The sequence below is a fragment of the Polaromonas sp. AER18D-145 genome (assembly GCF_002379095.1).
In the GTDB taxonomy this organism is placed as follows: domain Bacteria; phylum Pseudomonadota; class Gammaproteobacteria; order Burkholderiales; family Burkholderiaceae_C; genus Polaromonas.
Genome location: NZ_NBZV01000012.1, coordinates 67,803 through 91,489, shown reverse-complemented (window position 1 = coordinate 91,489; position 23,687 = coordinate 67,803). Strand labels below are relative to the sequence as shown.

18 protein-coding genes are annotated in these 23,687 nt (G+C 63.4%); 12 read left to right on the top strand and 6 right to left on the bottom strand.

The features are described 5' to 3' along the window. Window positions 1-47: 47 nt before the first annotated feature. Together B7G52_RS23780 and B7G52_RS08715 are read left to right on the top strand one after the other, a co-directional pair. Window positions 48-383: a helix-turn-helix domain-containing protein gene (locus B7G52_RS23780; protein ID WP_205853040.1), complete on the top strand. Its 336-nt coding sequence runs from the start codon at window positions 48-50 to the stop codon at window positions 381-383. Between the two features lies 1 nt (window position 384). Continuing rightward, the gene (locus B7G52_RS08715; protein ID WP_256387721.1) at window positions 385-1,254 is read left to right on the top strand and encodes an IS630 family transposase; all 870 of its coding nucleotides are present in this window, start codon (window positions 385-387) and stop codon (window positions 1,252-1,254) included. Window positions 1,255-1,368: 114 nt separating this feature from the next. Here the strand turns inward: B7G52_RS08715 and B7G52_RS08710 are convergent, their stop codons facing one another. Together B7G52_RS08710 and B7G52_RS08705 are read right to left on the bottom strand one after the other, a co-directional pair. Then, entirely contained in the window at window positions 1,369-2,394 is a 1,026-nt protein-coding gene (locus B7G52_RS08710) for an FAD:protein FMN transferase (protein WP_096697217.1), read from the bottom strand. A gap of 21 nt (window positions 2,395-2,415) precedes the next feature. Then, on the bottom strand, window positions 2,416-2,802 hold the full coding sequence (locus B7G52_RS08705; RefSeq protein WP_096697216.1) for a cytochrome c5 family protein: 387 nt from the start codon (window positions 2,800-2,802) through the stop codon (window positions 2,416-2,418). 223 nt (window positions 2,803-3,025) lie between these two features. Between B7G52_RS08705 and nosZ the strand changes: the two genes are divergently transcribed. Genes nosZ through B7G52_RS08670 form a run of 7 tightly spaced genes read left to right on the top strand, consistent with a single transcriptional unit; the run spans window position 3,026 to window position 11,869 of the window. Next, window positions 3,026-4,945 carry a TAT-dependent nitrous-oxide reductase gene (gene nosZ, locus B7G52_RS08700; RefSeq protein ID WP_096697215.1) on the top strand — a complete coding sequence of 640 codons (1,920 nt, stop codon included), beginning with the start codon at window positions 3,026-3,028 and terminating at the stop codon, window positions 4,943-4,945. A gap of 60 nt (window positions 4,946-5,005) precedes the next feature. Next, window positions 5,006-7,642 carry a NosR/NirI family protein gene (locus B7G52_RS08695; protein WP_096697214.1) on the top strand — a complete coding sequence of 879 codons (2,637 nt, stop codon included), beginning with the start codon at window positions 5,006-5,008 and terminating at the stop codon, window positions 7,640-7,642. Then, complete coding sequence (locus B7G52_RS08690) at window positions 7,639-8,916, top strand: nitrous oxide reductase family maturation protein NosD (RefSeq protein ID WP_096697213.1); 1,278 nt, start codon at window positions 7,639-7,641, stop codon at window positions 8,914-8,916. Before B7G52_RS08695 ends, B7G52_RS08690 begins: the two co-directional genes overlap by 4 nt. Next, entirely contained in the window at window positions 8,891-9,838 is a 948-nt protein-coding gene (locus B7G52_RS08685) for an ABC transporter ATP-binding protein (protein ID WP_240523371.1), read from the top strand. The genes B7G52_RS08690 and B7G52_RS08685 overlap by 26 nt, the downstream gene beginning before the upstream one ends. Before the next feature lie 10 nt (window positions 9,839-9,848). Continuing rightward, entirely contained in the window at window positions 9,849-10,664 is an 816-nt protein-coding gene (locus B7G52_RS08680; protein ID WP_096697230.1) for an ABC transporter permease, read from the top strand. Next, the gene (locus tag B7G52_RS08675; protein ID WP_096697212.1) at window positions 10,661-11,233 is read left to right on the top strand and encodes a nitrous oxide reductase accessory protein NosL; all 573 of its coding nucleotides are present in this window, start codon (window positions 10,661-10,663) and stop codon (window positions 11,231-11,233) included. Before B7G52_RS08680 ends, B7G52_RS08675 begins: the two co-directional genes overlap by 4 nt. 3 nt (window positions 11,234-11,236) lie before the next feature. Further along, window positions 11,237-11,869 (top strand): nitrous oxide reductase accessory protein NosL, encoded by a 633-nt coding sequence (locus tag B7G52_RS08670; protein ID WP_240523370.1) that lies wholly within the window; start codon window positions 11,237-11,239, stop codon window positions 11,867-11,869. Between the two features lie 146 nt (window positions 11,870-12,015). Here B7G52_RS08670 and lpdA read toward each other — a convergent pair whose 3' ends face one another. The 4 genes from lpdA to aceE all read right to left on the bottom strand — a co-directional run bounded on the left by lpdA (window position 12,016) and on the right by aceE (window position 19,158). Further along, entirely contained in the window at window positions 12,016-13,863 is a 1,848-nt protein-coding gene (gene lpdA / locus B7G52_RS08665; protein WP_096697211.1) for a dihydrolipoyl dehydrogenase, read from the bottom strand. 20 nt (window positions 13,864-13,883) lie between these two features. Then, window positions 13,884-14,468 carry an MFS transporter gene (locus tag B7G52_RS08660; RefSeq protein ID WP_096697210.1) on the bottom strand — a complete coding sequence of 195 codons (585 nt, stop codon included), beginning with the start codon at window positions 14,466-14,468 and terminating at the stop codon, window positions 13,884-13,886. 190 nt (window positions 14,469-14,658) lie between these two features. Further along, window positions 14,659-16,341, bottom strand: a complete 1,683-nt coding sequence (aceF, locus tag B7G52_RS08655) for a dihydrolipoyllysine-residue acetyltransferase (RefSeq protein WP_096697209.1) — start codon at window positions 16,339-16,341, stop codon at window positions 14,659-14,661. 51 nt (window positions 16,342-16,392) lie between these two features. Then, the gene (aceE, locus tag B7G52_RS08650; protein WP_096697208.1) at window positions 16,393-19,158 is read right to left on the bottom strand and encodes a pyruvate dehydrogenase (acetyl-transferring), homodimeric type; all 2,766 of its coding nucleotides are present in this window, start codon (window positions 19,156-19,158) and stop codon (window positions 16,393-16,395) included. 271 nt (window positions 19,159-19,429) lie between these two features. Here aceE and B7G52_RS08645 point away from each other — a divergent pair, with 271 nt between their 5' ends. The 3 genes from B7G52_RS08645 (at window position 19,430) to folD (ending at window position 23,590) form a co-directional block, all read left to right on the top strand. Further along, window positions 19,430-21,994: a PAS domain S-box protein gene (locus B7G52_RS08645; RefSeq protein WP_096697207.1), complete on the top strand. Its 2,565-nt coding sequence runs from the start codon at window positions 19,430-19,432 to the stop codon at window positions 21,992-21,994. Window positions 21,995-22,028: 34 nt separating this feature from the next. After that, the gene (locus B7G52_RS08640; RefSeq protein WP_096697206.1) at window positions 22,029-22,658 is read left to right on the top strand and encodes a response regulator transcription factor; all 630 of its coding nucleotides are present in this window, start codon (window positions 22,029-22,031) and stop codon (window positions 22,656-22,658) included. Between the two features lie 86 nt (window positions 22,659-22,744). Continuing rightward, window positions 22,745-23,590 carry a bifunctional methylenetetrahydrofolate dehydrogenase/methenyltetrahydrofolate cyclohydrolase FolD gene (folD, locus tag B7G52_RS08635; protein WP_096697205.1) on the top strand — a complete coding sequence of 282 codons (846 nt, stop codon included), beginning with the start codon at window positions 22,745-22,747 and terminating at the stop codon, window positions 23,588-23,590. Window positions 23,591-23,687: the final 97 nt, after the last annotated feature.

Genomic DNA, 23,687 nt, shown 5'->3' with positions numbered 1-23,687 from the left:
CTGAGTAGGCATATTCATAAATAAAGCCACGTATTGACTTGATAAGTTTGACCACGTATGGCATCGTGCTGCAATCTTTCGACCAGGAGTTGCACATGCCAAGGAAGAGCCCATTTTATATCGAGTTGTCTGTGGATGAGTCCACCGAGTTGAATCGTCGTGCCACCAGATATACGTTGCCTTATTTCGAAGTGTTTCGAGCCAAGATGATCTTGATGGCCGCCAAAGGCATGGACAACGACGAGATCGCCGCGCGGCTGGACACCCGACGCGAGGTGGTCAGCCAGTGGCGCCAGCGCTTCTTCAAGGAGCGATTGGCGGGCCTCCAGGAGAGGGTTCGCCCGGGACGCCCTCGGGTCTTTCCCCCCAGAGCTCACGGTTGAGATCCGGGCGCTCGCATGCGAGTTGCCCACAACATTGGGCTTGCCGCTGTCGCGACTCAGCGTCGCCGATGTGGCGCGATACGCGCAGCGCTCGGGTCTGGTAGCCAGCATCAGCGACAGCACGGTTTGGCGTTGGTTGCACGAGGACGCGATTCGCCCTTGGCGGCACCGTTGCTGGATCTTTCCGCGAGATCCGCACTTCCAGGTCAAGGCCGGGCGGATCCTGGACCTGTACGAGCGGCGCTGGCAAGGACAGGCACTGCGCTCCGACGAGTTCGTCATCTCCACCGACGAGAAGACCAGCATCCAGGCTCGCTTGCGTATCCATCCGAGTCTGCCCACCGAGCCTGGCAAGTCGATGCGCGTTGAGCACGAGTACGCGCGCGGTGGCGCCTGGGCGTACTTGGCTGCACTGGATGTGCATCGAACCAAAGTGTTCGGTCGCTGCGAAGCGACCACCGGCATCGCGCCCTTCGAGCGTTTGGTCGAACAAGTCATGAGCCAAGCGCCGTACAACACCGCTCGCCGCGTCTTCTGGGTCATGGACAACGGCTCGTCACATCGTGGCCCGGCGTCGGTGCGCCGCCTCACACAAGCCCATCCCACATTGGTTCCGGTTCACGGCCCAGTCCATGCAAGTTGGCTCAACCAGATTGAAATCTACTTCTCGATCGTGCAGCGCAAGGTGCTGACCCCGAACGACTTTGCTTGCTTGGAGGCGGTCGCCGAGCGGCTGGCGAACTTCGAGCGCCACTTCGAAGGCATCGCGCGTCCATTCGAGTGGAAGTTCACCCGCGCTAATCTCAATGCGTTGGTCGCACGCATGCGTGATCGATGGGCTCAAAGCCAGCCCCTGAAGCTGGCCGCGTGAGCAATACGTGTGCGAATTTCTGAAACGGACTTCTTAGCCAACGGATACGCCTCAGGGAGGTCCGCATGCCCAACAGATTCGGGCGCCTGATTTTGCAGCGCAAAGGTGCCGGCCTCAGGCAAGGCGTGTTGCCATCCCGCGTGAACACCAGACGCTGCCGTCCGCATCGACGATCAGCGCATCGAGTCCCGGTGTCTGCGCCACCCTGGCACGCCCGGCCTCGGCGCCGGCCACCATGATGGCCGTGCCCACGCCGTTGACCGCCTCCAGTCGCTCGCTGATCAGCGCCACCCCATGCGGCCCCCGGGTTGGGTAGCCGGTCCGGGGATCGAGGACGTGGTGCAGGCGCCGGCCCTGGTGCATCACGAAGCGTTCGTAATCGCCGGACGACGCGACGAAGCCCTGGGTCAGGGACACCACGCCCAGCAAGCGGTCGGGCTGGCGCGGGTCGCGCAGTCCCACCCGCCAGGGGCGTCCGTTCAACTGCCCCATCACCAGCACGTCGCCGCCGCCGTTGATCATCGCGTTGGCCATCCCGAATTCCTGCAGCTTGCGCATGCCGGCTTGCAGGATGGGGAGTTTGGCAATGCCGCCCAGATCCAGGCGCATGCCTCTTGTCGCAAGGTAGGCGGTGCCGGCGCGTTCATCAATCACCAGCCCCTTGGGATCGACCAGAGGCAATTGCTCCGCTATCTGTCGCGCAGAGGGGATGGACGGGTGGCCGGGATCGAAATTCCAGTCCCGCAGGGCTCCGACCGTGGCATCGAAATCACCACCACTGGCCTGCGCGGCCTGGCGCGCCATGAGCAGCACCCGCAGCAGCTCCGGCGGCACCGGCACCGGCTGCAGTCCGGCCGACAGATTGATGGCACTGAGCACGCTGGTGCTGCGGTAGCGGCTCATCATGTTCGCCTGCCGCGTCATTTCGGCGAACGCTGCTTTGGCCGCGGCAGCCAGGGCCGAGGTGTCCGGACCTTGCAGTGTCAGGTCCACGCGCGTCCCCATCAATGCCTGCGCGGACTGGTGCACGCCCGCTTTGGCCTGCACGGGCGCAACGAGCAGTCCAAAGGCCATGAGCGGCAAGGCCAATACCACGCGGCGCCGGCCGGGCTGAACGGGATTAGGGAGATGAGAACGCATGATGTCTCCCGCCAAGACAGATCAGCGCGACTGATCCACCATATACGCCACGGCGGCCTTGACCTCGTCGTCGGGCAGCGAGGCGGCGCCGCCCCGCGCCGGCATCTGGCCCTTGGCGCCCGTGAAACCTTCGAGGGCATGCTTGTACAGGACATCATCACCCTGGGCGATGCGTGGGCCCCAATCGGCCTTGTCGCCCGGCTTGGGCGCACCGGCTGTCCCGGCCGCATGGCACAGCGCGCAAGTCTTCCCGTATACCGTCTTGCCCAGCGTGTTTTCGGCGACAGGTGCGGCGGCGGGAGCAGGCGCTACGGTGGTCGCGGGCGCCGGAGCCGCGGCATCCTTTTGCCCGCAAGCGGCCAGCAGCGCCAAGCTCAATGTGGCCAACAGCAGGGTGGGTTTGTTCATTGCTTCTCTCCTGGAAATTGAATAGGCATAGTCATACGAAATTCGACAGACCGATATTCGCACACCGGGTCGTCATCGGCGTAGGTGCACCAGGGTTTTTACCGGCTGATTAATCTATATCAAACGAATCTTTTCATTCGTCGCTCAGTATTCACCTTGGTAGCGACAGTAATTCCAACCAAGTGTGCCTGTTCCGACAAGGCCATTCAACGAGGACCTTCTCATGAGCCAAGACAAACAAGTAAAACCCGCTGCAGAGGCAGGCATCGGCCGCCGCCGGTTCATCAATTCTGCTGCCCTGGTCGGCGTGGCAGGCCTGGCGGCCTGCACCGACAAGCCAACCAGCGCTTTTGCGCCCGCCGCTTCGGCGCCCGCTGCGGGGGGCAAGAGTGGCGACAATGCCACGCATCTGAAGCCGGGCGAGCTCGACACCTATTACGGCCTGTGGAGCGGCGGCCATACCGGCGACATGCGGGTGCTGGGCCTGCCCTCGGGCCGCGAGATCCACCGCATCCCCTGCTTTGTGCCCGATGCGCTGGTGGGCTGGGGCATCACCAATGAATCGAAGAAGGTGATGGGCACCAAGGCCGACGGCAGCCTCAGGTACACGGTGGGCGACTCCCACCACACCCATGCCTCCTACAAGGACGGCAACTACGACGGCCGCTACGCCTGGATCAACGACAAGATCAACAGCCGCATCGCGCGCATACGCCTGGACTATTTCGTCTGCGACAAGATCACCGAGCTGCCCAATGTGCAGGGCTTTCACGGCATCTTCCCGGACAAGCGCGACCCGGTGGACGAGAAGATCAACTACACCACGCGCGTGTTCTGCGGCGGCGAGTTCTCCATCCCCCTGCCCAACACCGCCACCGAAGACGCCAGCAAGTACCGCTCGCTGTTCAGCTGCGTGGACGCCGAAAGCATGGAAGTGCGCTGGCAGGTGCAGATCGACGGCAACTGCGACCTGGTCGCCACTTCCTATGACGGCAAGCTGGCCGCGGTCAACCAGTACAACACCGAGATGGGCGCCAAGTACGAGGACATGATGTCCGCCGAGCGCGACGCCTGCCTGTTCTTCAACGTGGCCCGCATCGAGGCCGCCGTCAAGGCCGGCAAGTTCAAGACCATTGCGGGCTCCAAGGTGCCGGTGGTGGACGGCACGCACGAGGCCAACAAGGACCCCAAGACCGCGCTCACGGCCTATGTGTCGGTGCCCAAGAACCCGCATGGCGTGAATGCCAGCCCGGACGGCAAATACTTCATTTGCGCCGGCAAGCTCTCGCCCACCGGCACCGTGATCGAACTCGCCAAGGTGCTCGACTGGTTCGAAGGCAAGCTGGAGAAGCTGGACTCGGTCATCGTCGCCGAGGTCGAGTTGGGCCTGGGCCCCTTGCACACCGCCTTTGACGGCCGCGGCAACGCCTACACCACGCTGTTCCTGGACAGCCAGGTGGTGAAGTGGAATGTGGAAGCCGCCATCAAGTTCCACAAGGGCGACAAGAGCGCCAAGTACGTGGTCGATCGCCTGGATGTGCATTACCAGCCGGGCCACATCAACGCCTCGCAGTCCGAGACCAAAGCGGCCGATGGCAAGTACCTGGCCGTGGGCTGCAAGTTCTCCAAGGACCGCTTCCTGCCGGTGGGCCCGCTGCACCCCGAGAACGAGCAGCTCGTGGACATTTCTGGCGAGAAGATGGTGCTGCTGGCCGACCACCCGGTGCGCGGCGAGCCGCATGACTTCATCATCTTCAAGCGCGATCTGGTGCGTCCCAAACAGGTCTATACGCTGGACGAGTTCCCGTTGGCCATCAAGGACCCCAAGGAATCCGGCGTGTTCCGCAACGGCAGGAAGGTCACCGTCAAGCTGACGTCGCAGGCGCCGGCCTTCAGCATGCGTGAGTTCAAGCTCAAGAAGGGTGATGAGGTCACGCTGATCCTGACCAACCTGGACAAGATCGAGGACCTGACGCACGGCTTCGCGATTCCCAACCACAACGTGAACTTCATCGTCAATCCGCTGGAAACCGCTTCGGTCACCTTCGTGGCCGACAAAGTCGGCGTGTTCTGGTGCTACTGCACCCACTTCTGTCATGCGCTGCACCTGGAAATGCGCACGCGTATGATCGTTGAAGCCTGATTTGACGGGTTGAACCTTGCAAGCGCCGCATCCGCGCGGCGCTTGTCCTTCAGGGAAGATATGTATTTGAGATGCCGACAGTTGGCAGCCAGGGGGTATGCCTGCCTGGCCGCATTTTTTCTCGTGCTCGCCATGTCGGCGGGCGGCGCGCGCGCAGGCGCCTATGAGGCGGCGCTGCCGCCCGAACTCAATACCGCCAGGGACATGTGCGCCCTGGTGCCTTGCGCCGAGGTATTCCCCGGCGCAACGAGTTTTTCCGAGCGCAAGGGCCAGCCGCCTTACGTGGAGGCCTACGACAACGCCAGCGCGCAAAAGAAACTGCTGGGCTATGTGATGCTGTCCACCGACATCACCGACACGCCGGCCTATTCGGGCAAGCCGGTGGTGACGCTGATCGGCATGGACAAGGCCGGCCGTTTCGTGGGCGTCAAGGTGCTCAAGCATTCCGAGCCGATTTTGCTGCTCGGCATTCCCGAGTCAGCGCTGCTGCGCTTCAATGCGCAATACATCGGCAAGTCGGTGGCCGACAAGATAGAAGTGGGACAGTCGCGCCCCGATGAAGGCGTGCTGGGCCTGGACGCGATTTCCGGCGCTACCGTCACCGTGATTGCGCAAAACCAGGTCATGATGGCCTCCGGCACGGTCGTGGCGCGCCAGGTCGGCATTCTGGCGCCCACCGTGCGGGAACCCGCGCGTTATCTTGTTGGCGGTAAGCGCTCCACATGGGACGAGTTGGTCAAGCAGGGAACCGTGCAGCGCCTGCGGGTCTTGCCCGAGCAGGTGGGGCTGGAGCGGGGGCCCGAGCCCTTCATCGAACTGTGGTTTGGTGACCTGAACCACCCGGACATCGGGAAAAGCGTGCTCGGCGAGAACAGCTGGAATAACCTGCGCATGCAACTCAAGGACGGGGAGCACGCGGTCTTCGTGATCCGCACCCGTGGCGCCGAGTCGTTCAAGGGTTCGGGTTTTGTGCGAGGTGGCCTCTATGACCGCGTGCAGGTGCGTCAGGGGGCTGATGCCTTTACCTTTCGCGACCTCGACGCATTGAACCTCTACGGCATCGAGGCGGCGGGTGCGCCATCGTTCAACGAATCGGTCATTTTCATCATCCGCTCGAAATCGTTTTCGCCTTCGTATCCATGGAAGCTCAGCTTCCTGGGTAACCGCGTCAATCGCGCCACCGGCGCACGCAGCTTCACCAGCTTTGACGCTCCTTACTGGCTGCCTGCGGCTACTCTGGAAGGTGGGCGGCCGAAGATTGAGGAGTCGGACGCACCCTGGGTGCGAATCTGGAAAGGGCGGGCTCTCGAGATTGCCTTGTTCGCACTATTGCTGGTCGTCGTGACCGTCGTCTACGCTTACCGCGAAAAACTCACGCGTCTGTCCACCCACAAGAACAAGTGGCCTGTCAACGCCTTCAAATACAGCGCTTGGGCCATCAGTATCGTATTTGTCGGTTTTGGTGTTATGGCCCAGCCGTCCATCACCCAGGTGCTGACCTGGTTCCACGCCCTGCTGTTCCAGTGGACCTGGTCGCTGTTCCTGTCGGACCCGTTCATCTTCCTGTTCTGGATCTTCATCATCGTCACTGTGTTCCTCTTCGGACGCGGGTTATTTTGTGGGTGGATGTGTCCGTTTGGCTCGCTTTCCGAGGCGATCTACAAGGTGGCGCGCGTCGTCGGATTCAAGCGCTTTCAGACAAAGTTGCCACAGGTGTGGCACGACCGCCTCAAGTGGCTGAAGTACGTGGTGTTCTTCGGCCTGATCACGGTGTCCATGTTCTCGATGGGATTGGCCGAGAAGCTCTCCGAGGTCGAGCCGTTCAAGACCACCTTCCTGGTCGGCATCAGCAACCGCACCTGGCCCTATGGCCTGTTTGTGGCTGTGCTGCTGGGTTTGTCGATCTTCATCGAGCGGCCCTACTGCAAGTACCTGTGCCCGCTGGGCGCGTCGCTCGCCATGCCCAGCACTTTCCGCTGGTTTGGTCTCAAGCGCAAGCAGGACTGCAATAGCTGCAAGGCCTGTGCCGTGGGCTGCGGGGCCCAGGCCATCGATGTCGACGGCCGCATCGATCACCGTGAATGCCTGCACTGCCTCGACTGCATGATCCTGTATACCGACACCAAAGGTTGTCCGCCGCTGGCCAAGGAGCGCAAGCGTCGTGAAAAGGACGGTCTGGAGATCACGCCGATTGGCGTCAATGGCTACTTCATTCCGATTTATCCGGCCAGCAGCTTCACCGAGCAGATCAGCGCCAAGGCCGCCAAGGGCCCGGACCCACGCATGCCCACGGACCCCGCCTTGCCTCCGCACAAGGCAGGCGTGCGCGGCCTGCAGTGGCTGTGGCTGGAATTGCGTGACCACCTGTGGCCCTGGAGCAGCGAGGGCTGGCACTCGCAGCGTGCGCTGCAGGTGGCCGGTTTCTCGCTGGCCGTGGCTGTCGGCGTGGCCTGGGTGATGACGGCGATGGGTACCCTGTCCTCGGGCGCCATCATTGGCTGGTGGTTTGGCTGGAGCGTCTACGAAGTGCTGATCCGCCTGTCGGGCCGGCGTTATGTGAAGGATGGCCCGTGGTGGCGTGATCAATATCGCGTGGCCGGCGTGATGGACATGGTGAGCTATGTGGGATTCAAGAACCTCCTGATCGGCGCGACGCTGTTCCTTGCGCTCAAGTCGCTGGGTTGGCTGATTTTATGAGGGGTGCGCTACGCCGCTTGGCGAGCATCGGCTTGCTGGGTCTGGTCGCGGCACATGCTGCCAGCGCTGCGACTGCAACGGTGCAGCCCGGACAGGATTTGCAGGCGGCCATCCGGGCTGCGGCGCCCGGCGATGTGATCGAGGTGCAACGCGGCTTCTACCGCGCCAACCTGCTGATTGACAAGCCTCTCACCTTGCGTGGCATCGGCCGCCCCACGTTAAGTGGCGGGCAGCAGGGCGACACCCTGCGCGTGACGGCACCCGACGTGACCATCGAAGGCCTGATCGTGCGCGACTCGGGCGATAGCCTCAAAGACCAGAATGCCGGCATCTATGTCTACCCCGGTGCGCACCGCGCGGTGGTACGGCATTGCGACCTCAGCTACAACCTGTTCGGTTTGTGGATAGAAAAGGCCAACGATGTGGTGGTCGAGTCCAACGTCATCACCGGTAAGCGCGAGTACAACTCCTCGCAGCGCGGCAACGGCGTGCAACTGTACAACACCACGGGCGCGCGCATCATCGGCAACAACATCAGTTTTGTACGCGACGCGCTTTACGTGGATGTTTCACACCACGCCATCTTCAGGGGCAACAAGCTGCACCACAGCCGCTACGGCACGCATTACATGAACTCCTACTACAACCTGTGGGAAGACAACGACAGCTACTACAACCGCGGTGGCCTGGCGCTCATGGAAGTGCGCGACCAGGTGGTGCGCAACAACCGGGCCTGGGGCAACTCGGACCACGGCATCATGCTGCGCACGATCCAGGATTCTCTGGTGGAGAACAACGTCGTCGCCGGCAACAACCGCGGCTTCTTCATCTACGATGTGGAATATGCCACCTTGAAGAACAATCTGATCGTCGACAACCACGTGGGCGTGCATCTGGCGGCGGGCTCCACGCGCAATGTGGTGGAAGGCAATGATTTCATTGCCAACCGGGAGCAGGTGCGTTATGTGGGTGCGCGCGACGAGGTGTGGGGCGCCAAAAGCGGTAACCACTGGGACAACTACCTGGGTTGGGATCGCGATGGCAATGGCATCGGCGATGTGCGCTACGAGGCCAACGACCTGGTCGACCGTCTCACCTGGCGCTACCCGAGCATCAAACTACTGCTGGCCAGCCCGGCGGTGCAGGCTTTGCGCTTGGTGGCCCACCAATTCCCGGTGCTGCGTGTTCCCAGCGTGGTGGACCCGAAACCTCGCATGCAACCGAACAACAAACAATGGAGTGAGTGGCGTGACAAGCACTATCCCGGTCAGTAATGCCCCCGTCACCGGCGGTCCCGCGATTCAAGCGCGTGGCGTGGCCAAGCACTATGGCGCCCTGCATGCTGTGGACGGCGTGGATCTGACGGTGCAGCATGGCGAGATCTTTGGCCTGATCGGTCACAACGGCGCTGGCAAGAGCACGCTCTTCAAAATGATGTTGGGGCTGATCGAGCCCAGCGCGGGCGAGATCCTGGTGGATGGCGCTTCGGTACGGGGAAACGACTTCCGCAAGGCCCGCCGTCACATCGGCTACCTGCCAGAGAACGTGGTTTTGTATGACAACCTGAGCGGCCTGGAGACGCTGCGTTTCTTCGCCCGGCTCAAGGGCGCACCCAGTTCGCAATGCGAGCCGACGCTGGCGCGTGTCGGCTTGTCGCATGCGGCAAAACGGCCGCTGCGGGAGTATTCCAAGGGCATGCGCCAGCGTCTGGGCTTCGCGCAGGCACTATTGGGCGCGCCACGGGTGCTGTTTCTGGATGAGCCCTCCAACGGGCTGGACCCGCAGGCCATACGCGACTTCTACGCCACGCTGCGCGGCTTGCGCGATACGGGCGTGACCATCATCATCACCTCGCACATCCTGGCCGAGCTGCAGGAGCGGGTGGACCGTCTCGCCATCATGGCCGCCGGCAAGATACAGGCACTGGGCAGCGTGCAGGACCTGCGCGACCAGATGCACATGCCGCTGGGCCTGGAGCTGCGTCTGGCGCCGGACGATGTGGCGCTGGCCCAGCAGGCGCTGAGCCAGCTCATTGGCGTGAGCAGCGTGGTCACCGACGACGGGCTGCGGGTCAGCTGCCCCCGTGCGTCCAAGATGGCGGTGCTGGGGGCGCTCGCCGGTCTGGGTGCCAAGGTGCTGGACTTGAACATCCGTGAGCCCTCGCTGGAAGACGTGTTTTTTGGATTTTCGGATTGAGGTGAAAGAAATGGAATGGTCCCAAATCCTGACCCTGGCCGCGAAAGAGTTTCGCGACCGCCTGCGCAACCGCTGGGTGCTGGCGGTGGCCCTGGTGTTCACGGTGTTTTCTTTGGTGATTGCCTACTTTGGCGGCGCCGCCCAGGGCCAGGTGGGCCTGCGCTCCATCGAATTCACCATCGCCAGCCTGGTCAGCCTGGTGATCTATCTGATCCCGCTGATCGCTTTGCTGCTGGGTTTTGACGCAGTGGTGGGCGAGCGCGAGCGTGGCTCGCTGGACCTGCTGCTGGCCCTGCCCATCACGCGCTTCGAAGTGCTGCTCGGCAAATACCTGGGTCTGGCAGCGGCCCTGACGCTCTCCACATTGGCGGGCTTTGGTCTGGTGGCGCTTCTGCTCTTCAAGCAGTATGGCTGGGCGGGGTTGTACCACTATGTTGGCTTCATGGTCAGTTCGGTGCTGCTGGGCCTGGCGTTTCTGAGCCTGGCGGTATTGATGTCGGTGATCGCGCGGGAGCGCACGCGCGCTTCGGGCCTGGCGATTGCGATGTGGTTCTTCTTTGTACTGGTATTTGACCTGCTGCTGCTGGGCGGACTGGTGGCCACAGGCGGCGCCTACGGTGGTGACGCTTTCGCCTATCTGTTGCTGCTCAATCCGGCGGATGTGTTTCGCATCCTCAATGTGTTTTCGCTCGAAGATGTTCGCACGCTGTATGGCCTGGCCAGCATCGTGCCACCCGCCCTGGCCAGGCCCTGGCTGATGGGCTCGGTCATGGTGGCGTGGATTGTTGTGCCGCTGGCTTTGGCAAACTGGAGATTCAGACCATGAAGTACACATGTTCCTGTCGCCGTACTGGCGGCGGTGATGCCTGCGGCGTACGCCGCCGATTGCTCGGTCTGGTCGCGCTGACCACCCTGAGTGCCCTTGCCGGGTGCGGCGAGCGCTCAGGCGGCGCGGGGGGGCTGGGGCCGATGGAAATCGACGCGGCCACCTCGTGCGAGCTGGATGGCATGCTGCTGGCCGACTACCCCGGTCCCAAGGCGCAGATCCGCTACGCCGGGCAGGAAGCGCCGGTCTTCTTCTGCGATACCGTGGAGCTGTTCAACACTTTGCTGCGGCCCGAGCAGGTACGTAAAGTGGCGGCGGTGTACGTGCAGGACATGGGCAAAGCCGACTGGGACCAGCCGCGCGGCCACTGGATCGACGCCAGAAGCGGCTTTTTTGTGCTGGGCAGCAAGCGCCATGGCTCGATGGGGCCGACCATCGGCAGCTTCGCGCAGGAGGTTGATGCCAGGAAATTCATCGAACAATGGGGCGGCAGGCTGCTGCGTTATGACGAGGTCAAACCCGGGATGGTGGATCTGAGCGGCGGCGCGCTGCATGACAGCAAGATGTAGCCCATGATGCTGCACAGGCTTGCACTCAGACCGCTGCACTTCGCCGGCCTCGCCACTCTGGTGCTTCTGGGTGGCCTGTTGCTGGCGCCGTGGCGTTCCCAGTCGCCGGATGATGCCGTGCTGGTTGAAACGGATGAAATCTGTGTGGTTGCGCCGCCCGTGCCCCATGATCCCAAGTCGGGGCTGGGCCTGCATGCGCCCCGACCAGTACCCGCCGATGCGCGCTGCCCGGTGTGCGGCATGTACCCGGCGCGCTCGCCCGAGTGGGCGGCGCAGGTCATTTTCGACAATGGCGACACGCAGTTTTTCGACTCGCCGCTCACTCTTTTCACCTATCTTCAAGATGTGGGTCGCTACACCCGTGGCCGCCAGGCCAGTGAAGTCGCGGCGAGTTACGTGACTGACGCCAGCAGCGGTGCATGGATCCGTGCGATGGACGCGGTCTACGTCAATGGCTCGTCTGCCCTCGGGCCCATGCGCGCTGGCAATCTCCCCGCTTTTTCCAGCGTCGCGCTCGCTCAGCGTTTTATCAGCGCACGCGGCGGCGTGCTGCTGGAGGTCGGGCAGATCAGCCCGCAGTTGCTGCAAAACCTCAATGGCGAGCGGCGCCATGCCCACGCCGAGTCGCCTCTCTGAAGTCTAGGACGACGCCAGAAAGTTCAGCGAACAGAGGGGAGGTATCCACGATTGTGACGGCTTGGTCACCACGCCTACGCCTATCCGAACCCACAAGGCAAAAAACCCGAACCGGTAAGGGCTCGGGCTTTGCAGGGTAGCTTGGTCTACTTGCGCGGCGGCGGCAGGTCGGTGCAGCTGCCGTGCGCCACTTCCGCCGCCATGCCCATGCTTTCACCGAGCGTCGGGTGCGGGTGAATCGTCTTGCCGATGTCCACCGCGTCCGCGCCCATTTCAATGGCCAGCGCGATCTCGCCGATCATGTCGCCCGCATGGGTGCCGACGATGCCGCCACCGAGAATCTTGCCATGGCCATGCGCCTCGGGGGAGTCATCAAACAGCAGCTTGGTGAAACCTTCGTCGCGGCCATTGGCAATGGCCCGGCCGGAGGCGTTCCATGGGAACAGCCCTTTCTTGACCTTGATGCCCTGGGCCTTGGCCTGGTCTTCGGTCAGGCCGACCCATGCAATTTCAGGGTCGGTGTAGGCCACGCTGGGAATCACGCGGGCGTTGAAAGCGGCACTGGCCAGTTCCTTGTTGCCCTGCAGCTCACCGGCAATCACTTCGGCGGCCACATGGCCTTCGTGCACCGCCTTGTGCGCCAGCATGGGCTGGCCGACGATGTCGCCGATCGCAAAAATGTGCGGCACGTTGGTGCGCATCTGGATATCGACCGGTATGAAGCCGCGGTCGCTCACACTCACACCGGCCTTGTCGGCGGCAATTTTTTTGCCATTGGGCGTGCGGCCCACGGCCTGCAGCACCAAGTCGTAGGTTTGCGGTGGCGGGACCGCCCCACCCGGCTCAGCAGTTTCAAACGTCACCTCGATGCCCTTGGCAGTCGCCTTGGCGCCGACGGTTTTGGTCTTGAGCATGATGTTGTCAAAACGCGGGGCGTTCATCTTCTGCCAGACCTTGACGAGGTCGCGGTCCGCGCCCTGCATCAGCCCATCCATCATTTCCACCACGTCCAGGCGCGCGCCCAGCGTGGAATACACGGTGCCCATCTCCAGCCCGATGATGCCGCCACCGAGAATCAGCATGCGTTTGGGAACTTCTTTCAGCGCCAGGGCGCCGGTTGAATCGACCACACGCGGATCTTCCGGCATGAAAGGCAAACGAACCGCCTGCGAGCCGGCCGCAATGATGCAGTTCCTGAACGCGATCGCCTGCTTCTTGCCGGTTTTTTCCTGTGCGCCACCGGAGGTTTCTTCCACCTCCACATGGTTGGCCCCGACAAAAGCGCCATAGCCGCGAACCACCGTCACCTTGCGCATCTTGGCCATCGCGCTGAGCCCACCCGTCAGCTTGCCCACGACTTTTTCCTTGTGGGTACGCAGCTTGGCGATGTCGAGCACCGGCTCGCCGAAGCTCACGCCAAGGCTGTCGAAATGTTTGACCTCGTCCATTACCGCGGCGACGTGCAGCAGCGCCTTGGACGGGATGCAGCCGACATTCAGGCAGACGCCGCCCAGGGTGGCGTACCGCTCGACAATGATGACTTTCAGGCCGAGGTCGGCGGCGCGGAAGGCGGCCGAATAACCGCCGGGGCCGGCGCCCAGCACCAGCAGGTCGCAGTCGAGGTCAGCCTGCCCGCCAAAGCTGGCGGCGGCTGGCGCGGCTACGGGTGCTGGCGCTGCTACTTTTTCAGGAGCTGCAGGCGCAGATGCAGCGGGGGCTGGCGCCTGTTTTTTCTCTGAAATGGGGGCAACGGCACCTTCGGCGTCCAGCGTCAGCACCACCGTGCCCTGTTTGACCTTGTCGCCCAGCTTGACCTTGAGCTCCCGGACCACGCCGGCATGGCTGGACGGAATTTCCATCGAGGCCTTGTCGCTTTCCACGGTCAGCAGGCTCTGGTCGACCGCGATGGTGTCGCCGGGCTTGACCAGCAGTTCAATCACGGTGACCTCGTCGAAGTCCCCGATGTCGGGAACGGTAATGTCTATCAATGCCATGTCTCTTGTCTCCGCTTGATTTACTTTTTCAGCTTGACGGTGAACAGTTCCACCGACCCGCCGGAGTTCTTGTCGAACTCGCAGCCCGCGTGCACGCCGGCCAGGGCCACTTCGCGCGCCGTTTTCGCCTTGCCCCAAGTGGCATGCATGGCCCCCAGTGCAAAGCTGCGCCCCGAACCGATGGCCCAGAACTCCTTGAACTCAAACACCTCACGGTAGCTGTAGAGCCCGTAAATGCCGGTGGCGTTGGCAATCAACGCGCTGAACTGGCTGGACTCGTAGGGGTCGTTGTCGTCTTCCTTGGTCTGCAGGAAAAAGGTGTCTTTCAGCACGGGATGCAGCTTGTGGAAGGTGTCGAACACCTCGTCCTTGCTGCCCAGCCGGAGCTGGTCCTTGGGAAGCGCCGCCATGGCCTTGCGCAGCACCGGAAAATGCGCCGCGGTGCCAGCCATGCCGATGTAGCTGCCGCCGGCCGGTGTCTCGACCCTGAAGATCTTCTCGTTGGCCTCGAAGCGGCTGCTCAGGCGCGTATCGCCGAAGGTGATCAGCGCGTCGGTGGCGATCACGGCCTGCCCGGCTTTCCTGACGGCGACCAGAGTCGTCATGCGGGGAATCCTTTCAAGCCAGGGCCGCGGGACTGGCTCTGCCAGACCGCAGGCGCAGCGGCCCCCGAGGGGCTGGAGCCTGCGGCTCCAAAGCTGCTTGTGCAGCTTTGGACAGGCGACAGAAGCGAAGCCTCTGGCGAGCGGCGGCCTGCAAGGCCTCGCGCATTACACGAAGTGAAAAGCGTGGGGGTCAAAGCAGTACCCGGCGAAAGTCACCCAGGATCTGGCCCAGGTAGGCGTTGAAGCGCGCGGCCGAAGCGCCGTCGATGACGCGGTGGTCCCAGCTCAGGGACAGCGGCAACATCAGGCGCGGCTGGAAAGCCTGGCCGTCCCACACCGGCGCGGTGCTCGACTTGCAGACACCGAGGATGGCGACTTCCGGTGCGTTGATGATGGGCGTGAAATAACGCCCGCCTATGCCGCCCAGCGACGAGATGGTGAAACACGCGCCCTGCATGTCGGCCGGGCCGAGTTTGCCGTCACGCGCTTTTTTCGCGAGTTCGCCCATCTCCTGCGAGATCTGCACCACACCCTTCTTGTCGGCGTCCTTGATGACGGGCACGACCAGGCCGTTGGGCGTGTCGGCGGCGAACGCCACGTTGTAATACTGCTTGAGCACCAGCTGGTCGCCGTCCAGCGAGGCATTGAACTCGGGGAATTTCTTCAGCGCCGCGACCGAGGCCTTGATCAGAAAAGCCAGCATGGTGATCTTGATGCCGGCCTTTTCGTTTTCCTTGTTCATCAGCACGCGAAAGGCTTCCAGCTCGGTGATGTCCGCATCGTCGTGGTTGCAGACGTGCGGAATCATGACCCAGTTGCGGTGCAGGTTGGCGCCGCTGATCTTCTTGATGCGGGACATGTCCTTGCGCTCGACCGGGCCGAACTTCGTGAAGTCCACCTTGGGCCAGGGCAGCAGGTCCAGGCCGGCGCCGCCGCCGGAAGAGGCCGGGGCTTTGGCGGCCTGCGCCTGGGTGCGTGCGTCGCCGGCCATCACCGCCTTGGTGAAGCCCTGCACGTCGTCCAGCGTGATGCGTCCTTTGGGGCCGCTGCCCTTGACCTCCGCCAGGGGAACGCCGAGTTCACGCGCGAACTTGCGCACCGATGGCGAGGCGTGCGGCAACTGGCCCGATGGTGCAGAAGGCTGGTGCGCGGGTAAGGCGGCGGCGGCAGCCCCCGGTGCCGGCGCGCTGGCCTGGCTGGCAGCGGGCGCTGAAGCTGCTGCGGCGGCGGGTGCCGCTGCCGGAGCCGGTGCCGAAGCGGCGCCAGGGGCGGCCGCGCCTTCCAGGATGGCGAGCAGGTCGCCAATGTTGATCTTGTCGCCGAGCTTGACCTTGAGTTCCCGGATCACGCCCGACACCGACGACGGAATTTCCATCGAGGCCTTGTCGGACTCCACGGTCACCAGCGACTGCTCGGCCTTCACCGTATCGCCGACCTTGACCAGCACCTCGATGACGGCCACGTCCTTGAAGTCGCCGATGTCCGGCACGCGGACTTCGACCGGGCCACCGGCGGCAGCCGGCGCGGCCGCGGATGCTACTGAATCAGTAGCTACGGGTGCAGGTGCGGCGGGGGCTGAAGCCTCATTTTGTTCGGGAACGGGAGCCGCAGCGGACGTAGCGGGCGCAGCCGCGCCCTCGCCTTCGAGCACCAGCACGACCGATCCTTGCTTGACCTTGTCGCCCAGCTTGACCCTGACTTCCTTGACCACGCCGGCCTGGCTCGAGGGAATTTCCATCGAGGCCTTGTCCGATTCGACCGTGATCAGCGACTGCTCCGCCTTGACGCTGTCGCCCGGCTTGACCAACAGCTCGATGACCGTTACCTCGTCAAAGTCCCCGATGTCGGGAACCTGTATGTCTACCAATGCCATGTTCTTGTCTCCAGTTCGTCCGTGTTTTTTTGCGCGTGGTGATCAGGCGGATCAGGCGTATAGCGGGTTGACCTTGTCGGCATGGATGCCGTACTTCTTGATCGCCTCGGCGACCTTGGCCACCGGCACGGTGCCTTCTTCGCTGAGTGCCTTCAGCGCGGCCACCACGATGTAGTGGCGGTTGATCTCGAAGTGCTCGCGCAGCTTGGAGCGGAAATCGCTGCGGCCGAAGCCGTCGGTACCGAGCACCTTGTAGGTGCGGCCCCGGGGAATGAAGGGACGGATCTGCTCAGCATAGGCTTTCATGTAGTCGGTCGAGGCGACCACCGGTCCCGTGTGCTTCTCGAGCTGCTGGCCCACGAAGGGAACACGCGGCGTGTCCAGCGGGTGCAGCAGGTTCCAGCGCTCGGCATCCTGGCCGTCACGCGTGAGTTCATTGAAGCTCGGGCAGCTCCAGACGTTGGCGGCGACGCCCCAGTCTTTTTCCAGCAGTTCCTGCGCAGCGATGGACTCGCGCAGGATGGTGCCTGAGCCGAGCAGTTGCACGCGCGACGCCTTCCCGGCCCGGCCCTTCGGCAGCCCCTGGCCGCCTTCCTTGAGCAGGTACATGCCCTTGACGATCTGCGCCTCGGTGCCGGGTGTCAGGCCCGGCATCGCGTAGTTCTCGTTGAGCAGCGTGATGTAGTAGAAAACATTTTCCTGGCGCTCGACCATGCGCTTGAGGCCGTCCTGCATGATCACCGCCACCTCATGGGCATAGGTCGGGTCGTAGCTGACGCAGTTGGGAATGGTGCCGGCCAGGATGTGGCTGTGGCCGTCCTCGTGCTGCAGGCCTTCGCCGTTGAGCGTGGTGCGCCCGGAGGTGCCGCCCAGCAGGAAACCACGCGCCTGCATGTCGCCGGCGGCCCAGGCCAGGTCGCCGACGCGCTGGAAGCCGAACATCGAGTAGTACACGTAGAACGGGATCATGATCCGGTTGTTCGTGCTGTAGGAGGTGGCCGCCGCGATCCAGCTGCTCATGCCGCCGGCCTCGTTGATGCCTTCCTGCAGGATCTGGCCCTTTTTGTCTTCCTTGTAGTACATCACCTGGTCTTTGTCGACCGGGGTGTATTTCTGGCCTGCCGGGTTGTAGATGCCGATCTGGCGGAACAGGCCTTCCATGCCGAACGTGCGGGCCTCGTCCACCAGGATGGGCACGACGCGCGCACCCAGCGCCTGGTCGCGCAGCAACTGCGTCAGGAAGCGCACATAGGCCTGGGTGGTGGAGATTTCGCGGCCTTCCGGCGTCGGCTCGATCACCGACTTGAAGGACTCCAGGGACGGCGCCGTGAAGCTCTCGTCGGCCTTGGTCCGGCGGTGCGGCAGGTAGCCGCCGAGGGCCTTGCGGCGCTCGTGCAGGTATTTCATTTCAGGCGTGTCGTCGGCCGGCTTGTAGAACGGCACCTCCGGCAGCTGGCTGTCGGGAATCGGGATGTTGAAGCGGTCGCGGAAGGCCTTGATGTCTTCGTCGGACAGTTTCTTGGTCTGGTGGACGTTGTTCTTGCCTTCGCCGATCTTGCCCATGCCAAAACCCTTGACGGTCTTGATCAGCAGCACGGTCGGCTGGCCGGTGTGGTTGACCGCCTTGTGAAATGCCGCATAGACTTTTTTCGAATCGTGGCCGCCGCGGCGCAGGTCGAAGATTTCCTCATCGGTCATCTTGGAGACCATCTCCAGCGTCTCGGGGTTCTGGCCGAAGAAATGCTTGCGCACATAGGCACCGTCGTTGGCTTTCATGGCCTGGTAGTCGCCGTCGGGCGTGTCCATCATGACCTTGCGCAGCGCACCGTTCTTGTCGCGCGCCAGCAGTGGATCCCAGTTGCTGCCCCAGATCAGCTTGATCACGTTCCAGCCCGAACCGCGGAACTCGCCCTCGAGCTCCTGGATGATCTTGCCGTTGCCGCGCACCGGGCCGTCCAGGCGCTGCAGGTTGCAGTTGATGACGAAGATCAGGTTGTCGAGGTTCTCGCGGGCCGCCAGGCTGATCGCGCCCAGCGACTCCACCTCGTCCATCTCGCCGTCGCCGCAGAACACCCAGACCTTGCGGTTCTCGGTGTTGGCAATGCCGCGGGCGTGCAGGTACTTGAGGAAACGCGCCTGGTAAATCGCCATCAGCGGGCCCAGGCCCATGGAGACGGTGGGGAACTGCCAGAACTCCGGCATCAGCTTGGGGTGCGGATAGCTAGACAGGCCCTTGCCGTCGACCTCCTGGCGGAAATTCAGCAGTTGCTCTTCACTGAGCCGCCCTTCGAGGTAGGCCCGGGCATACACACCGGGCGACACATGGCCCTGGATGTAGAGGCAGTCGCCGCCATGGTTGTCGCTTTCCGCGTGCCAGAAATGGTTGAAGCCGGCGCCGAACAGGCTGGCCAGCGAAGCAAACGAACCGATGTGGCCGCCGAGGTCGCCACCGTCGGCTGGGTGCAGGCGGTTGGCCTTGACGACCATGGCCATGGCATTCCAGCGCATGTAGGCGCGCAGGCGCTGCTCGATCAGCAGGTTGCCGGGAGAAGGTACCTCGTCGCTGGGCTCGATGGTGTTGACATAACCGGTGGTGGCCGAGAACGGCGTGTCGATGCCCTCCTGGCGCGCCTGCTCCAGCAACTGCTCCAGCAGGAAGTGGGCACGTGCGCGGCCCTCGTCGTTGCTGGGGCTGTTGGCAATGACGGCACTCAGCGCATCAATCCACTCGCGGGTTTCCTGGGCGTCCGTGTCCTGGACTTCGTTGGCAGCCTTGCCCAATGTGTCGGCACGTGCCTGTTCCGGATTTGCAGCCATGGTTTTGTCTCCTGCTGGTCGCTAGATTCCTAGCTGTTGATTTGGTGGCGTCAACATCACGTTAACGCAATTTGGATTCCAGGCTCCAGTTTCCCACAATTTTTCCAGTTTTTCAAATGGTGCTTTTTGTTTTCGTATTATGAAATTTTAATCATCCTGATCGGACAGACCCGACAGATGCGTCGCTGGCACCCGCCAGCGTCGGCACTGCGGTCATGGTCAGGGTGGCACACGGGCACGGAGGGAAGTCCCGTAAACTCGACATCCCGCCATGACTCAGCCCACACCCTCCACTTTCGACGCCCCTGAGGGCAGCGCGCCGCTGGCCCGCTGGCGGCGCTGGTGGCGCAAACAATCGCCGACCCGCCAGGACCGTTTCGTCACCCTCGGCCCCCTGCTGGCCGTGATGCTTTTCCTGGCCGCGGTGATTGCCGCGTTTGCCTACCTGCGCATCGAGGAAATCGACCGCGAGCAGCAGGCCGTCAAGCGTGATGTGGAGTACGCACAGCAAAGGCTGCGCCTGCGCCTGCTGGAGCGACAGGAGCAGCTGATGCGGCTGGGCCGCGATGTGTCCAACAAGGACGTGGACAGCGAGGAGTTCATTGCGCAGGCCGAATCCCTGGTCAACCAGTACCCCGAACTGCTGGCCGTGACCTGGATAGACGCGCGCCGCCGGGTCCGCTCTGCCTATGTCTCGCCGAGCGCGAATTCCTCGCAGCAGCAGGCGCCCGGCGAACAGCTCAAGCGCGGGGAAACGGAAAGCACCTTCGGCCTGGCGCGCGATTTGCGGCAACCGGTCTATTCGCGCCCGCTGACCGTCAAGGACGACCCCAGCTACAACGCCCCCAGCCTGCAACTGCAAGTGCCGCTCGACGACCAGGGCAAATTTGACGGCGTCATCATGGGCGAATATTCCATCGACGGCCTGCTGCGCTTTGGCGTGCCCAATGAAGTGACCGCCAAATACGCGGTGGCCCTGCTCGACGATCAGGGCAAGGTGCTGGCCGGCAACCTGCCGCCCCCCAGAAACACGGCGGCCAAGCTGCTGCCGATGTCCGACGAGGCGCAGGAGTATGAGATTCCGGTGTCACCGGTCGGCAATGGCTTGCTGCTCAAGGCCCAGGGCTACCGGGCCTCGCTCGGTGTGGTCGGCAGCGGTTTCTTCTGGCTCGTCAGCGCCCTGAGCGCGCTGACCGTCTGGATGCTGCTGGGCACCTGGCGCCACACGCGGCGACGCGTACAGGCGCAGGAAGCCCTGATCTCGGAGACCAACTTCCGCCGCGCCATGGAAAACTCCATGCTGACGGGCATGCGGGCGCTGGACCTGCAGGGCCGCATCACCTATGTCAACCCGGCGTTTTGCCAGATGACGGGCTGGAGCGAAGGCGAGCTGGTGGGCCGCACTGCGCCCTTCCCCTACTGGCCGGAGCAGGACCGCGAGATGCTCGCAGCGCGGCTGGACGATGAGTTGCACGGCCGCTCCACGCCGGGTGGTTTTGAGGTGCGGGTCAAACGCAAAAGCGGCGCGATTTTCGACGGCCGCATGTATGTCTCGCCGCTGATCGATCCGCGCGGCCAGCAGACCGGCTGGATGACTTCGATGACCGACATCACCGAGCCCAAGCGCATCCGCGAGGAGCTGTCCGCGTCGTACGAACGCTTCACCACGGTGCTCGAAGGGCTGGACGCGGCGGTGTCCGTGGCGCCGCTGGGCAGCGAGGAGCTGCTGTTTGCCAACAAGCTCTACCGCGCCTGGTTCGGCGGTGAAGTCGCCGGCCACATGAGCCTGATTGCCCAGGCCGGCGTGCCGGCCGTGACGCCGACGGACGATACCCTGGACGCGGTCGACGGCCTGGCCGGTTTCCCGACCGACACCCTGACCGCGGCCCAGACCGAGAATGCCGAAATTTTTGTGCCTGAACTCGGCAAATGGCTGGAGGTGCGCTCACGCTACCTGACCTGGGTGGACGGTCGCCTCGCACAGATGGTGATTGCCACCGACATCACGCCGCGCCGTCATGCCGAAGAGCAGGCCGCGCTGCAGGCCGAGCGGGCCCAGGCGGCCAGCCGCCTGATCACCATGGGCGAGATGGCGTCGAGCGTGGCGCACGAACTGAACCAGCCGCTGACCGCCATCAACAACTACTGCAACGGCATGGTCTCGCGCATCAAGGGACAGCAGATCAGCAACGAGGACCTGCTGGTCGCGCTGGAAAAAACCGCCAGGCAGGCGCACCGCGCCGGGCAGATCATCCAGCGCATACGCTCCTTCGTCAAACGCAGCGAGCCGAACCGCACCTCGGCCGACGTGGCCACCATGGTCAGCAATGCCATGGAGCTGGCCGACATCGAACTGCGCCGCCACAACGTGCGACTGAGCCACTACATCGCCGCGCGCCTGCCGTCCGTGATGGTGGACCCCATCCTGATCGAGCAGGTGCTGATCAACCTGATGAAAAACGGTGCCGAGTCGATCGCGCAGGCGCAGCGCACCACCGCGCGGCGCAGTGTGGAGCTGCGCGTGGTGCCCAAAACCATAGCCGAGCAGAACGTGATCGAGTTTTCGGTGCTGGATTCGGGCAAGGGCCTGTCGCCCGAAGTGATGGGCCGTCTCTACGAAGCCTTCTACTCGACTAAGGCCGAAGGCATGGGCATTGGCCTGAAGCTGTGCCGGAGCATCGTGGAGTCGCACCAGGGAAGAATGCAGGCCGAGAACCTCTACAATGGGAACGAGGTGGTTGGGTGCCGGTTTACCTTCTGGATCCCCGTGACACCCCTGCTGTCGTCAGCTCCGGCTGCCGCAGAAGCGCCCGCCGCCCCGACTGGCATTTCCTGACAGGGTTCTGAAACCGTTTAAGCAAAGGTTTGGCATGAGCTTGATTCCGAAAAAAGGTACCGTCTATGTCGTCGATGACGACGAGGGCGTGCGCGACTCGCTCCAGTGGCTGCTGGAAGGCAAGGACTACCGCGTTCGCTGTTACGACTCTGCCGAAACCTTTCTGAGCCGCTACGACCCGCGCGAAGTCGCCTGCCTGATCGTCGACATCCGCATGGGCGGCATGACCGGCCTGGAGCTGCAGGACCGCCTGGTCGAACGCAAGTCGCCCCTGCCCATCGTTTTCATCACCGGCCACGGCGACGTGCCCATGGCGGTGGACACCATGAAAAAAGGCGCGATGGATTTCATCCAGAAGCCCTTCCAGGAAGAAGCCCTTGTCAGCCTGGTGGAACGCATGCTGGACCAGGCCAAGGAAGCCTTCAGCGAACACCAGCAGTCCGCCAGCCGCGACGCCCTGCTGGCCAAGCTCACCTCGCGCGAGGCGCAGGTGCTCGAACGCATCGTCGCCGGCCGCCTGAACAAGCAGATCGCCGACGACCTGGGCATCAGCATCAAGACGGTGGAGGCGCACCGCGCCAACATCATGGAAAAGCTCAACGCCAACACCGTGGCCGACCTGCTGAAAATTGCCCTGGGCTCCAGCGCTCCCAAGGTCGTCTGACCGACCCTCCTTCACTCCTCTTTTTATAGCTGACGGCGCCCGTGGTTCAAGGACTGGCGGGCGTTTTTACTTGAAGACCAGAAACCATGACCGCTCACATCATTGATGGCATCGCCCTGTCGAAACAACTGCGCGCCGACGTCGCGAGGCGGGCCGCCGCCCTGCGCGCGCGCGGCGTCGTCCCGGGCCTGGCCGTGGTGCTGGTCGGCGAGAACCCGGCCAGCCAGGTGTATGTGCGCAACAAGGTCAAGGCCTGCGAGGACAGCGGCCTGCATTCGGTGCTGGAGCGCTACCCGGCGACCTTGAGCGAAGCCGATCTGCTGGCACGCGTGGACGCGCTGAACCGCGACCCGGCCATCCACGGCATCCTGGTCCAGCTTCCCCTGCCCGCCCACATCGATGCGCACAAGGTGATCGAGGCGATTTCGCCGGCCAAGGACGTCGATGGTTTCCACGTAGCCAGCGCCGGCGCCCTGATGGTCGGCCAGCCCGGCTTCTGGCCCTGCACACCCTACGGCTGCATGAAGATGCTCGAGAGCATCGGCTACGACCTGAAGGGCAAACATGCGGTGGTGATAGGCCGCAGCAACATCGTCGGCAAACCGATGGCGCTGATGCTGCTGCAGAAAAATGCAACGGTCACGATCTGCCACAGCGGCACGCAAAACCTCAAGGCCCTGACGCTTCAGGCCGACGTGGTGGTCGCCGCCGTGGGCAAGCGCAATGTGCTGACGGCCGACATGGTCAAACCCGGCGCGGTGGTGATCGACGTCGGCATGAACCGCAATGACGAAGGCAAACTCTGCGGCGACGTGGATTTCGACGGTGTGAAGGAAGTCGCCGGCTGGATCACGCCGGTGCCCGGCGGTGTCGGCCCCATGACCATCACCATGCTGCTGGTCAATACCCTCGAGGCTGCAGAGCGCGGCTGAATGACCCCCACGGTTGCTCGCTTCGCGTAGCGCCCTGCCCCCCGAGGGGGCCGCTGCGCCTGCGGGCCGGCAAAGCCGGACCCGCGGCCCCTGCTTG

Excerpts from the sequence above, each read along its gene's own strand:
- aceE (WP_096697208.1), bottom strand. The coding sequence starts at position 19,158 with ATGGCTGCAAATCCGGAACAGGCACGTGCCGACACATTGGGCAAGGCT.
- B7G52_RS08710 (WP_096697217.1), bottom strand. The coding sequence starts at position 2,394 with ATGCGTTCTCATCTCCCTAATCCCGTTCAGCCCGGCCGGCGCCGCGTG.
- folD (WP_096697205.1), top strand. The coding sequence starts at position 22,745 with ATGACCGCTCACATCATTGATGGCATCGCCCTGTCGAAACAACTGCGC.
- B7G52_RS08660 (WP_096697210.1), bottom strand. The coding sequence starts at position 14,468 with ATGACGACTCTGGTCGCCGTCAGGAAAGCCGGGCAGGCCGTGATCGCC.
- nosZ (WP_096697215.1), top strand. The coding sequence starts at position 3,026 with ATGAGCCAAGACAAACAAGTAAAACCCGCTGCAGAGGCAGGCATCGGC.
- B7G52_RS08680 (WP_096697230.1), top strand. The coding sequence starts at position 9,849 with ATGGAATGGTCCCAAATCCTGACCCTGGCCGCGAAAGAGTTTCGCGAC.
- B7G52_RS08645 (WP_096697207.1), top strand. The coding sequence starts at position 19,430 with ATGACTCAGCCCACACCCTCCACTTTCGACGCCCCTGAGGGCAGCGCG.
- B7G52_RS08640 (WP_096697206.1), top strand. The coding sequence starts at position 22,029 with ATGAGCTTGATTCCGAAAAAAGGTACCGTCTATGTCGTCGATGACGAC.
- B7G52_RS08695 (WP_096697214.1), top strand. The coding sequence starts at position 5,006 with ATGTATTTGAGATGCCGACAGTTGGCAGCCAGGGGGTATGCCTGCCTG.
- B7G52_RS08690 (WP_096697213.1), top strand. The coding sequence starts at position 7,639 with ATGAGGGGTGCGCTACGCCGCTTGGCGAGCATCGGCTTGCTGGGTCTG.
- B7G52_RS08675 (WP_096697212.1), top strand. The coding sequence starts at position 10,661 with ATGAAGTACACATGTTCCTGTCGCCGTACTGGCGGCGGTGATGCCTGC.
- aceF (WP_096697209.1), bottom strand. The coding sequence starts at position 16,341 with ATGGCATTGGTAGACATACAGGTTCCCGACATCGGGGACTTTGACGAG.
- B7G52_RS08670 (WP_240523370.1), top strand. The coding sequence starts at position 11,237 with ATGATGCTGCACAGGCTTGCACTCAGACCGCTGCACTTCGCCGGCCTC.
- B7G52_RS08705 (WP_096697216.1), bottom strand. The coding sequence starts at position 2,802 with ATGAACAAACCCACCCTGCTGTTGGCCACATTGAGCTTGGCGCTGCTG.
- lpdA (WP_096697211.1), bottom strand. The coding sequence starts at position 13,863 with ATGGCATTGATAGACATTACCGTTCCCGACATCGGGGACTTCGACGAG.